The 11,796-nt window shown below is 74.5% G+C and carries 10 protein-coding genes; 2 read left to right on the top strand and 8 right to left on the bottom strand.

The genetic code is table 11. The annotated features are described in order from the left end of the window. Positions 1-29: 29 nt before the first annotated feature. From ABEA77_RS09855 to ABEA77_RS09845, 3 genes are read right to left on the bottom strand one after another with little or no spacing between them, the layout of a single operon-like run. Positions 30-848, bottom strand: a complete 819-nt coding sequence (locus tag ABEA77_RS09855; protein ID WP_345644080.1) for an SAM-dependent methyltransferase — start codon at positions 846-848, stop codon at positions 30-32. Positions 849-885: 37 nt separating this feature from the next. Continuing rightward, a complete protein-coding gene (locus ABEA77_RS09850) occupies positions 886-1,119 on the bottom strand; it encodes a DUF397 domain-containing protein (protein WP_345644078.1) in 234 nt (77 codons plus the stop codon). Further along, positions 1,119-2,012, bottom strand: coding sequence for a helix-turn-helix domain-containing protein (locus ABEA77_RS09845; protein WP_345644076.1), 894 nt, complete (start codon positions 2,010-2,012; stop codon positions 1,119-1,121). The genes ABEA77_RS09850 and ABEA77_RS09845 overlap by 1 nt, the downstream gene beginning before the upstream one ends. Positions 2,013-2,058: 46 nt before the next feature. Here ABEA77_RS09845 and ABEA77_RS09840 point away from each other — a divergent pair, with 46 nt between their 5' ends. Both ABEA77_RS09840 and ABEA77_RS09835 read left to right on the top strand, forming a co-directional pair. Next, a complete protein-coding gene (locus tag ABEA77_RS09840) occupies positions 2,059-2,652 on the top strand; it encodes an ATP-binding protein (protein WP_345644073.1) in 594 nt (197 codons plus the stop codon). 16 nt (positions 2,653-2,668) lie between these two features. Continuing rightward, positions 2,669-3,502: a DUF6624 domain-containing protein gene (locus ABEA77_RS09835; RefSeq protein WP_345644070.1), complete on the top strand. Its 834-nt coding sequence runs from the start codon at positions 2,669-2,671 to the stop codon at positions 3,500-3,502. A 69-nt stretch (positions 3,503-3,571) separates the two neighbouring features. Here the strand turns inward: ABEA77_RS09835 and ABEA77_RS09830 are convergent, their stop codons facing one another. From ABEA77_RS09830 to iolB, 5 genes are read right to left on the bottom strand one after another with little or no spacing between them, the layout of a single operon-like run. Beyond that, a complete protein-coding gene (locus ABEA77_RS09830) occupies positions 3,572-4,423 on the bottom strand; it encodes an ABC transporter permease (RefSeq protein ID WP_345644067.1) in 852 nt (283 codons plus the stop codon). After that, positions 4,420-7,263: an alpha/beta fold hydrolase gene (locus tag ABEA77_RS09825; RefSeq protein ID WP_345644064.1), complete on the bottom strand. Its 2,844-nt coding sequence runs from the start codon at positions 7,261-7,263 to the stop codon at positions 4,420-4,422. The genes ABEA77_RS09830 and ABEA77_RS09825 overlap by 4 nt, the downstream gene beginning before the upstream one ends. Positions 7,264-7,304: 41 nt before the next feature. Beyond that, positions 7,305-8,807, bottom strand: a complete 1,503-nt coding sequence (locus ABEA77_RS09820) for a CoA-acylating methylmalonate-semialdehyde dehydrogenase (RefSeq protein WP_345644062.1) — start codon at positions 8,805-8,807, stop codon at positions 7,305-7,307. Positions 8,808-8,865: 58 nt separating this feature from the next. Then, positions 8,866-10,764 carry a 3D-(3,5/4)-trihydroxycyclohexane-1,2-dione acylhydrolase (decyclizing) gene (gene iolD, locus ABEA77_RS09815; RefSeq protein ID WP_345644061.1) on the bottom strand — a complete coding sequence of 633 codons (1,899 nt, stop codon included), beginning with the start codon at positions 10,762-10,764 and terminating at the stop codon, positions 8,866-8,868. Continuing rightward, positions 10,761-11,795 (bottom strand): 5-deoxy-glucuronate isomerase, encoded by a 1,035-nt coding sequence (gene iolB / locus ABEA77_RS09810; RefSeq protein ID WP_345644058.1) that lies wholly within the window; start codon positions 11,793-11,795, stop codon positions 10,761-10,763. Before iolB ends, iolD begins: the two co-directional genes overlap by 4 nt. Position 11,796: the final 1 nt, after the last annotated feature.

Genomic DNA, 11,796 nt, shown 5'->3' with positions numbered 1-11,796 from the left:
GATACCGCCGTCCGTGACGCCGTGCGGCGTCACGGCTTGCGGGCCACCGCCGCGTACATCGACACGGCCGCGTCCGAGGTGCCGGGCACGGTCGTGCCGTCCGGGCGCCAGTTGTGCGGGGTCACCACGCCGGGCTCCACCACGTCGAGCCCGTCGAAGAAGCGGGTCACCTCGTCGAGCGACCGCAGCTGCGCGGGTATGCCGCCCTTGCGGTAGACCTCGACCACCTCGGCCCACATCTCCGGGGCGAAGTGGTCGGTGCAGTGCGAGATCACCAGATAGCTGCCGGAGGCCAGCTGGTCGAGGAGGTGGCGCACGATCTCGTACGGCTTGTTCTCGTCCGGCACGAAGTGCAGCAGCGCGTTGAGCGAGAGGCCCACAGGCTGCGACAGGTCGAGCGTCTCGTGCAGCTCCGCCGCCTCGACTATCGACTCGGGGGTGCGCACGTCCGCCTGGATGTACGCCGTGCGGCCCTCGGGCGTGCTGCGCATCAGCGCCTCGGCGTGCCGCAGCACCACCGGGTCGTAGTCCGCGTACACGACCCGGGACTCGGGCGCGACCTCCTGCGCCACCTGGTGCAGGTTGGGGCGGGTCGGGATGCCCGTACCGATGTCGAGGAACTGCCTGATGCCCGCCTCGCCCGCCAGGAAACGCGTGGCGCGGTGCATGAACGACCTGTTCACCCGGGCAGTGATCTTGATGGTCGGAAAGACGTCGAGAACCTTGTTCCCGGCGATCTCGTCCGCCTCGTAGTAGTCCTTGCCCTGGAGGTAGAAGTCGTACATCCGCGCCGGGTGCGGCTTGCTGGTGTCGATGTCGTCGAGCGACGCCTGGTCGAGGTCGGTCATCTGGTCCGTCCGTTTCTGGTGATGCCCGGTGGTGCGCCTACAGCAGGAAGTCGGCAAGGCCATTCTTCGCGCCTTCGACGAAGCACGCCATGGCGTCGTCGGAACAAATCAGCGCGGGCCCGCCCGGGTCCGTGGACTGACGCACCGCCACCCGGCCGTCGTCGAGCTGCTTCGTCTCGACGCAACTCCCGCCGTTCGGGCCGCTCCAGGGCTTCTCCCAGCCGTCGGCGCCCAGGCCGTCAGACGGCATGCCGTTGTAGATCTCGCGCATCACAGCTCCTTGCGTAGGGTCTGGAGGAAGGCTCTCGTCTCGGCGACCGAGGCCGCCCGCGCCGACAGGTTGTCGAGCACTTCCAGGTAGGCGGCGCTGTCGGGGCGCCGGTCCAGGTAGACCGCGCCGGTCAGGTTCTCGGTGTAGACGACGTCGGGGAGTTCCGTCACGTCGAAGCGGAAGAGGTGGAAGGGGCCGAACGCGCCCAGGTGCGGCCCGACGGAGAACGGCATCAGCTGGAGCGTCACGTTCGGCAGGGCCATGGCGTCGAGCAGGCGGTCGACCTGGTCCCGCATCACCTCGGGCGAATCGCCGACCGGGCGCCGCAGCACGGACTCCTCCAGCAGGATCCACAGCATCGGCGCGCCGGCCTTCGTCAGCAGCTGCTGCCGCTTGACCCGCAGCGCGACCCGCCGGTCGAGCTCCTCGGGGCTGCGGTGCACGCCGGCGCCGAGCACCCCGCGGGCGTACTCCTCCGTCTGCAACAGCCCTGGCACGTAGTGCGGTTCGTACGTCCTGATCAGACTGGCCTCGTCCTCAAGGCTCACGTACGCGCTGAACCAGCCGGGCACGGCGTCCCGGTAGCGGTGCCACCAGCCGGGCCTGTTGGCCGCCTTCACCAGCTCCATGAACTGCTCGGCGTCGCTGCCGCGCACCCCGTACGCGTCGAGGAGCAGCCGTACGTACGGGAGTTTGAAGCCGACCTCGGAGTTCTCCATCCGCCGGATGGTCAGCGGAGTCACGTCGAGCACGGCCGCCGCGGCCTCGCGGGACACGCCCGCGCCCTCCCGCAGCGCCAGCAGGCGCTTGCCCAGGACGATCCGCAGGACGGTCGGCGAACTGCCGCTCCCCGTGGAGCCGGAGACGGCCGGGACCGTCCGGACATCGCTCACCACGCCGTCACCACCTGACACCACCTCACCCGTCCGAGTCTGACAGGTGCTCCGTGAGCAATCCAGAGAGCCGACAAGCATTCTGAAATTATCAGACAGTCGGTTGCGGCGTGACCGAGTCAGCGCGCATAGTGAGCGCGTGGTGCGTATCAGGGAACACAGTGCACAGCAGCAACGCGCGAGTCGGCCGCTGGAGTTGTCCTCGCCCGCCGCGTTATCCGACGCCCGCCCGGGTGCGCGCACGGACGCCCGCCCGGGTGCGCTCACGCACACGTACCCGCGCAGACCGGCGTCGGTCGGCGCCGCGCGGCGCCGGGTGCGGGCGCAGCTGGCGGAGGGCGGCGTACCGCGCGAGCTGTGCGACCTGGCGGAGCTCGTGGTGTCCGAGCTGGTCACCAACGCGGTGCTGCGCACGGAGGGTTCCGAGGTGAGCTGCACGGCCCGGGTGTACGCGCGCGGCGTGCGCGTGGAGGTGCGGGACGCGGGTCCCGCCGCCGGGATGCCCGCGGGCCACGGCATGTTCCTCGTCGACAAGGTGGCCGGGGCCTGGGGCGCCGAGCCGGAACCGGGGGGCCGGGGGCGCACGGTCTGGGCCACCGTCTGTCTCACGGACCCGGCGCGGGCCGGGTCCGTGACGTGAAGGGCGGAGGTGACCGGTGACGCACCCACGGCGCACACACGGACGGGACGGCGCCGGGGCACCCGCGCCCGGTCCCGGCCGGGGGGACCGTCCGGACCTTCCCGACCGTCTCGAACAGCCTGACCGCCCGGGACACCCCGATGGGCGTGACCGCCCGGGACACCTTGATCACCCCGACCGCGCGGGACGCCCTGATGAACGCGACCGCCCGGAACACACCGACCGCCCGGAACACACCGAGCGCCCCGGCCGCTCAGGACGCTTCGCCGAACCCGCCGCGGCGGTCGGCGGCGAGGGCCTCGCCCCCGACCACGACGTCCCCGCCCTCGCCCCCGACCACGACGGCCTCGCGCAGGAGCTGGTCGACCGGGTCGCCCAGGACGGCGCACTGACCGCGGCGGCCCAGCGGCTGCCGGGGCCGCACTCGCGCGGCCGGCTCGCCCGCTGCCGGGCGGCGAACACGGCGGCACTGCGGGAGATCGTCGACGAGCACGGCTGGCCCACGGCCGGCCTGGTGGGCACCGAGGCGTCCACGGCGGCCCTGATGATCCTGCTGCACGCCGACGACCTGCCGCTCCAGCTGCGGTGCCGCGACCTGATCACGACGGCGGTCGAGCGCGGCGAGTGCCCGCCGATCCACGCCGCGTACGCCACCGACCACTGCGCGGTCGAGCTGGGCAGGCCCCAGCCGTACGGCACCCGCTACTCGCCGCTCGGGCGGCCCTTCCCGGTCGCCGACCCGGACGGAGTCGACGCGCGCCGTGCCGCGGTGGGCCTCGCCACCATGGAGGCCGAGCGCCGGGCGCTCGCCGAGATCCAGCTGCGCCACCTGAACCGCGCGTCCGCGTGAGGGGCGGCAACCGCGCGTCCGCGTGAGGGGCGGCGCCGGGCCGGGGCGCGCCCCCTCACCCCCTGCGGGTCAGGACACGATGTCCTTGCGGGCGAAACCGCGGAACGCCAGCGCGAACAGCACCAGCGCGTACGCCACGGAGACGGCGGCGCCCTTCAGCATGCCGGACCACTCCAACTGGGGCTGGAGCGCGTCGATCCACGCGAACTGCCAGTGCGCGGGCAGGACGTCGCGCCAGTCGCCGAGGGCCGTGACGGCGTCGAGCACATTGCCGATGATGGTCAGGCCGACCGCGCCGCCGACCGCGCCGAGCGGCGCGTCGGTCCGGGTGGAGAGCACGAACGCGAGGCCGGCCGTGACCAGTTGGGACACCAGTACATACGCGGTGACCAGCGCGAGCCTGGGCAGCGCGACGCCCGGCGGCAGCGAACCGCCGGTGGGCAGTTCCAGCGGGCCCCAGCCGTACGCCGCGGTGCCGACCGCGAGGGCGACGAGCGGCAGCAGCACGATCGCCGCCGCGCTCATCCACAGGCCCACGGCGAGTTTGACGGCGAGCAGCCGCGCGCGGGGCACCGGCGCGGCGAGCAGATACCGCAGCGAGGACCAGCCGGCCTCCGAGGCGACGGTGTCACCGCAGAACAGCGCGACCGGCACGACCAGCAGGAAGCCCGCCGACACGAACAGCGCGGTCGCCGCGAAGTTGGCGCCCGACCTGGTGGCCGTGTCCATCAGCGTGACCCGGCCGCCCGCCCCTGGCGTACCGCCGATCGCGAACGCCGCGACGAGCACGAACGGCAGCAGCCCCAGCACCAGGCCCGTCACGAGCGTCCTGCGGCGCCTCAACTGCCGTACGGACTCCACCGCGACGGGCAGCGTGCGGCGGGCCAGGTACCCGGGGGCGGACTCGCTCTGCGCGCTCACGCGGAACCTCCTTCGACGACGGGCCCGGGCCCCGAGGCGGTGGACTCGGCTGCGCCCGCGGAGATGAGGGTGAGGAACGCGTCCTCAAGGCGCCGGTGGGGCCCGACGCCCGTCAGCGGCAGGCCGAGCCCGAGCACCTCGGCGAGGAGCGCGTTCGTCGTCGCGCCGTCGAGCCGTACGAGCAGGCCGCCGTCCGCGCGCACGGCGGACGCGACCCCGGCCAGGGCGGCTACGTGCTCGACGGCCGAAGCGGGCACCTCGCCCGCGACGCCGACCAGCAGCGTGTCCCCCGAGCCGGTGATCTCCGTGACGGGGCCCGCCTGCACGAGCCGCCCGCGGTGCATCACCACCAGGTGCGTGCAGGTCTGCTCCACCTCGGAGAGCAGGTGGCTTGAGACGATGACGGTGCGCCCGCCCGCCGCGTACCTGGTCATCACGTCGCGCATCGCACGGATCTGCGGCGGGTCGAGGCCGTTGGTCGGCTCGTCCAGGATCAGCAGCTCGGGCAGGCCGAGCATGGCCTGCGCGATCGCGAGGCGCTGCCGCATGCCCTGGGAGTACGTGCGCACGGCGCGGGAGAGCGCGTCCCCGAGGCCCGCGATCTCCAGCGCCTCGTCGAGGTGCGCGTCCTCGGCGGGGCGGCCGGTGGCGCGCCAGTACAGCTCCAGGTTGGCCCGGCCCGTCAGGTGCGGCAGGAAGCCCGCGCCCTCCACGAACGCGCCGACCCGGGAGAGCACCGGCGCACCGGGCCGCACCGCGTGGCCGAAGACCCGGATCTCGCCCGCGTCGGGCGTGATGAGGCCCATCAGCATGCGCAGTGTGGTGGTCTTGCCCGCGCCGTTGGGCCCGAGCAGACCGAGCACGTGCCCCTTCTCGGCCCGGAACGAAAGGTCGCGCACGGCGTACCGGTCGGCGGAGCGCGCGTAGCGCTTCGTCAGGCCGGTGATCCGCAGCGGTACGTCGGCGAGTTCGGGCAGCGGCGGCGGCGCGGCGCTCCGGCGCCGCCCGGTGAGCAGCAGGGCAGCGGCGGCGGCGAGGCCCGCGAGCGGCAGGCCCCACACCCACCAGGGCAGCGGGGCAGCGGCGGCGGTGAGCGCGGGGTCCGTGGGGACCGTGATGCCTCCGCCGGCGAGCGACACCCGGTACGCGGCGGGCTCGGCGGGCGAGGCGTAGCCGAGGTCGGTGGCGGCGAACACGACGCGCAGCCGGTGCCCCGCGGCGATCTGGTGGTCCACCGCGGGCAGCGCCACATCGACCGTCTTGCCCCCGCGCGCACCGTCCACCCGTACGGGCGCGACGAGTTGCGAGGGCAGCACCTGCTGCCCGCCGCCCGGCGCGACGTCGTAGACCTTGCCGAAGAGGACGGCGCGGCCCGTGCTCGACGCGACGCGCAGCCGCACGCTCGGCGCACCGGTGATCCGCAGCGCGTGCCCGAGCGGGGCGGAGACGAACTGGGCGTACTGGCCGGGGAAGTCGAACGAGAAGCCGAGCCCGGCAGCCGCCGGCCCGCTCGCCGCGCCCGTGCCGCCACCTCCGCCGGACCCGTCCCCGGCGCCGGACTCGTCCCCGCCGCCAGAACCGGCCCCGGAACCCGAACCGCCCCCGGGACCTTCGCCGTCCGAGCCCTCCCCGCCGCCGGGACCGCCCCCGGAGGCACCCGTGGCGAACGCGCCGAGACCGCCGCCGAGGCCCGGCACCGCGGAGATGGACGGCGGGCTGCCGCCCGCCGGGTTGGCGAACGTCTGCGGCCCGCCCGCGAGCGGCACCCGCACCGGGTCGCCGCCGAGGCCCGGATAGCGGTCGGCCGTGGCGGCCCGCAGCTGCGCGGCGCCGTCCGTCGAGTCGATCCCGCCGGTCCTGCTGACCCGGAACGCGGGGCCGACGTCCGCGCCCTTGTCCTGCTTCAGGTAGCGGTCGAACCAGGAGGCGACGCGGGCCTGGGTGCGGTCCGTCTCCTGGTCGCCGCCGTCGTGCCCGCCCGCGCTCCAGTCCACCGCGACCGGCGCCCCGTTGCGGCGCAGCGCCTGCGCCATCGCATCGGCCTGGCCGAGCGGGAACAGCGAGTCCGTCTGGCCCTGCACGATCAGGGCGGGCACGTCGATGCGGTCCGCGACGGCCGAGGGGCTGCGCCGCTCCAGCAGCGCGCGGTCCGCGGCCGTGGGCGTGCCGGAGACGGCGACCCGGTCGTACAGCGCGCACAGGTCCGCCTCGAAGCGCGCGCAACCGCCGCCCGAGGAGAAGAAGATCCCGGCCCACAGCTTCTTGAAGACGCCGCCCGGCATCAGCGCGTCCGCGAGGTTCCAGTACGTGATCTCCGGCGCGATCGCGTCGACCCGCCTGTCGTGCCCCGCCGCGAGCAGCGAGACCGCGCCGCCGTACGACGCGCCCGTCACACCGACCCGCGGGTCCCCCGGCCCGTCGAGCCGCACCTGCGGCTGCCTGGCGAGCCAGTCGATCAGCCGGGAGACGTCCTTCACCTCGTACGCGGGGTCGTTGAGCCCGATCCTCCCCGTCGACCTGCCGAAGCCGCGCGACGACCACGTCAGCACCGCGTATCCGTCGCGGGCGAGGCCCTCGGCCTGCGCCCGCACGTCGTCCTTGCTGCCGCCGAACCCGTGCGCGAGCAGCACGGCGGGCCGCCGGCCCGCGTCCTCGCCCGCGACGAAGAAGGACGTGTCGATCCGCGCCCCGGGCATCTCCATGACCCGGTCCGTACGCCGCACGGCGGCCTCCCCGCCGCCGCCCGCCGCCACCGCGGTCCACGTCCCCGCCCCCACGACCACGACGAGCAGGGCAAGCATCACAAGCACCCACCCCCGCCGGCCCCTCCGGATCTCCATGCCGCAACCCTAGACGCGACGCCCCCGCGCCCCGACGCGCGTCAGTGGCGTTCGCTCGGGAAGCCCAGGTCGACTCCTGACGGCGCGTCGGCCGGATCGGGCCAGCGGGTGGTGACGACCTTGCCGCGGGTGTAGAAGTGCACGCCGTCGTTGCCGTAGACGTGGTGGTCGCCGAAGAGGGAGTCCTTCCAGCCGCCGAACGAGTGGTAGCCGACCGGCACCGGGATCGGCACGTTCACGCCGACCATGCCCGCCTCCACCTCCAGTTGGAAGCGGCGGGCGGCGCCGCCGTCGCGGGTGAAGATCGCCGTGCCGTTGCCGTACGGCGAGGCGTTGATCAGCTCGACGGCCTCCTCGTAGGTGTCCGCGCGCAGCACGCACAGCACCGGGCCGAAGATCTCGTCGCGGTACGCGTCGGAGCCGGTGGGGACGTGGTCCAGCAGGGACAGGCCGATCCAGTGGCCGTTCTCGTAGCCCTCGACGGTGAAGTCCGTGCCGTCCAGGACCACTTCGGCACCCTGGGCCGCCGCGCCGCGCACATAGCCCGCGACCTTGTCGCGGTGGGCAGCGGTGATCAGCGGGCCCATCTCGGACGCGGGGTCGCTGCCGGGCCCGATGGTGATCTTCCGGGCGCGCTCCACGATCCGCTCGACGAGCGGGTCGCCCGCGGAGCCGACCGCCACCACAGCGGAGATGGCCATGCAGCGCTCTCCCGCGGAGCCGTAAGCCGCCGAGACCGCGGCGTCCGCCGCCGCATCGAGGTCCGCGTCGGGCAGGACCAGCATGTGGTTCTTGGCGCCGCCGAGCGCCTGCACCCGCTTGCCCGCCGCGGTCGCCCTGGCGTGGATGCGGCGGGCGATCGGGGTGGAGCCGACGAACGACACGGCCGCCACGCCCGGGTGGTCGAGCAGCCCTTCGACCGCCTCCCGGTCGCCGTGCAGGACGTTCAGCACGCCGTCGGGCAGGCCGGCCTCCTGGGCGAGCCGCGCCAGCAGCACGGAGGCGGAGGGGTCCCTCTCGCTCGGCTTCAGTACGAAGGTGTTGCCGCACGCGATCGCCACAGGGAACATCCACATCGGCACCATCGCGGGGAAGTTGAACGGCGTGATGCCGGCGACCACCCCGAGCGGCTGCCTGATCGACGCCACGTCCACCCGGCTCGCGACCTGCGTCGACAGCTCGCCCTTGAGCGCCGTGGTGATGCCGCACGCGAGCTCCACGATCTCCAGGCCGCGCGCGACCTCGCCGAGCGCGTCGGAGTGGACCTTGCCGTGCTCGGCGGTGATCAGCGCCGCGATCTCGTCGCGGTGCGCGTCGAGCAGGGCGCGGTACCGGAAGAGGACCGCCGTGCGCTGCGCGAGCGAGGACGTGGCCCAGGTGGTGTAGGCGGCGCGGGCCGCGGCGACCGCGGCGTCCACCTCGGCCGCCGAGGCGAACGCGACCCGGGTGGTGACCTCGCCGGTCGCCGGGTCGGTCACATCGCCGTACCGGCCGGACGCGCCCTCGGCGGACGCGCCGCCGATCCAGTGGTTCACGGTCTTCATCGGCGGGATCTCCTTCGCAGTTCTGGTCGCGTCCCGTGGCCCGGGGCACCCGCGCCCTTCACAGGTGGCGGCGGCGCGCGGCCCGCTCCCTGTCGTACGCCTCGCGGGCCCGGACGGCTGCCGGGCGGGACGCCGTCTCGGCCACGGGCACATCCCACCACGCCTGGGCCGGCGGCACCGCGGACACTGTGTCGGGCGTTTCGGTCTCCACGTAGACACATGTGGGGGCGTCGGCCGCGCGCGCGGCGGCCAGCGCCTCCCGCAGGTCGCCGACGGTCTTCGCGCGCAGCACCCGCATGCCGAGGGCCGCGGCGTTGGCCGCGAGGTCGGCCGGCAGCGGCTCGCCGGTGTACGCGCCCGTGTCGTCGCGGAAGCGGTACGCGGTGCCGTAGCCCTCGGCACCGACCGAAGCGGAGAGGCCGCCGATGGAGGCGTAGCCGTGGTTCTGGAGGATGACCAGCTTGAAGGGCAGCCGCTCCTGTACCGCGGTGACGATCTCGGTGGGGTTCATCAGGTACGTGCCGTCGCCGACGAGCGCCCAGACCGGGCGGCCCGGCGCGGCCGTCAGCACGCCGATCGCGGCCGGGATCTCGTAGCCCATGCAGGAGTAGCCGTACTCCACGTGGTACTGGTCGCGGGACCTGGCCCGCCACAGCTTGTGCAGGTCGCCGGGGAGGGAGCCGGCCGCGTTGATGACGATGTCGTCCGCGGTCACCAGCGCGTCGAGGGCGCCGACCACCTGCCCCTGGGTGGGGCTCGCCGAGTCGTCGGGCGCGGCGAACGCGGCGGTGACGCGCTCCTCCCAGCGCTCCTTGGCCGCGCGGTAGCCGGCCGCGTACACCGGGTCGACGCGGTGGCCGGCGAGCTCCGCGGCGAGCGCTTCGAGCGCGGTGCGCGCGTCGGCGACGAGGGGGTGCGCGGCGAGCTTGTGCGCGTCGAAGCCGGTGACGTTGAGGTTGAGGAAGCGGACGCCGGGGCGGGCGAAGAGGGTCGAGGAAGCGGTGGAGAAGTCCGACCAGCGGGTGCCGACGCCGATCACCAGGTCGGCCTCGCGGGCCAGGGCGTTCGCGGTCGCCGTGCCGGTGTGCCCGACGGCCCCCACGTCGCAGGGGTGGTCGTACAACAGTGAGCCCTTGCCCGCCTGGGTCGACGCGACGGGGATGCCGGTCGCCCCCGCGAACGCGTCGAGCGCCTCCTCCGCGCGGCTGTGGTGCACCCCGCCGCCCGCCACCAGCAGCGGGCGCGCGGCTTCCCGTACGAGCCGTACGGCGTCGGCGAGTTCGTCCGGGTCGGGCGCCTGGCGGCGGACCCGCCACACGCGCTCGGCGAAGAACTCCTCGGGCCAGTCGTACGCCTCCGCCTGGACGTCCTGCGGCAGCGCGAGGGTGACCGCGCCGGTCTCCGCCGGGTCGGTGAGGACCCGCATCGCGGCGAGCGCGGCGGGCACCAGCGCCTCGGGCCGGGCGATCCGGTCGAAGTAGGCGGAGACGGGCCGCAGGGCGTCGTTGACGGACACGTCGCCCGCGGCGCGCGCCTCCAGCTGCTGGAGCACCGGGTCCGCGGGGCGGGTGGCGAAGGTGTCGCCCGGCAGCAGCAGGACCGGCAGCCGGTTGACGGTGGCGAGGGCGGCGCCGGTGACGAGGTTGGTCGCGCCGGGGCCGATGGACGTCGTCACGGCCTGCGCGGAGAGGCGGTCGCTCTGCCGGGCGTAGCCCACCGCGGCGTGCACCATGGCCTGTTCGCTGCGCCCCTGCACGTACCGCAGGGCGCCGTCCGCCTCGACCAGCGCCTGCCCGACGCCCGCGACGTTGCCGTGGCCGAAGATGCCCCACACGGCGTCGATGAGCCGGTGGCGCTCGCCGTCCCGCACGGTGTACTGCCGTGCCAGGAAGGCGACCAGCGCCTGGGCAGTGGTCAGGCGGCGGGTGGCGGTTGCGGTCGGCGTGGAGCCGCTCATCGGGAGTCCCCTCGGACGGTGCCGCGGCCGGCGGCGGGTGCGGTGCCGGTGGCGAGTCCCCGGCCGCCCGCGGGTGCGGTGCCGGGCCGCGGCGCGGGCGCGTCCGCCGTGTACAGCGGGAGCCGCGGGTCGACGGCCTGACCCGGCCAGGTGTCCCTGATCCAGCCGTACCCCGGGTGGTCGCTGATCAGCCACGCGCGCTCGCCCGGTCCCGCCATGACGTTGAGGTAGTACATGGCGCGGCCGGGCGCGGCGATGGACGGGCCGTGCCAGCCGTCGGGGATGAGGACCGTGTCGCCGCCGCGCACCTCGACGAGCAGGTCGGTGCCGCCCGCCCTGGAAGGCGAGACGCGGTGGTATCCGACGCCGTCGTCCGCCGCACCCCCCGCATCGGAGCCCCCGCCGTCTTCCGCGCCCTCGCGGCCGTCGATCTCGAAGTAGTAGATCTCCTCCAGCACGGACTCGGCGCCCGGGCGGTGCTCGTCGTGCTTGTGCGGCGGGTAGGACGACCAGTTGCCGCCGGGTGTCAGCACCTCCACCGCGATGAGCCGGTCGCACGGGAAGACGTCCGCGGCGGCGAAGTTGTTGACCTGGCGCGAGCAGCCGCCCGCGCCGCGCAGCTCCACGGGGACCTCCGGCGCGGGGCCGTAGCGAGCGGGGAGTCGTCGCTCGCACTTCGCCCCTGCCAAGGCGAACCGGCCCCCCGCACCGGAGGCGATCTGGGCGCTGCCGTCGCGCGGGAGGTACGCGAAGTCGCTGACCGCGCGGAAGACGCTGTCACGGCCGCGCAGTGCGAAGGTCTCACCCTCCGTGCGCACCGTACAGCCGCCGGTGAGCGGCAGCACGATCCACTCGCTGCCGCCGGTGGCGAAGGTGTGGCTGCCGCCGGGCGGCAGGTCGAGCACGCGCAGCGAGCAGTACGTCCATCCGGCGCGCTCGGGCACGATGTCGAGCGCGTAGGGCCCCGCGGCGGCCTCGCCCGCGCGCACGTGGTGCTCCGCGCCGCCCGGCCGCCCCGCTGGTGCAGTCATG

The sequence above is a fragment of the Streptomyces tremellae genome (genome assembly GCF_039540215.1).
Lineage (GTDB): Bacteria > Actinomycetota > Actinomycetes > Streptomycetales > Streptomycetaceae > Streptomyces > Streptomyces tremellae.
Note: the sequence above shows the minus strand (reverse complement) of the source record. Positions and strands in the feature narration are given on the sequence as shown.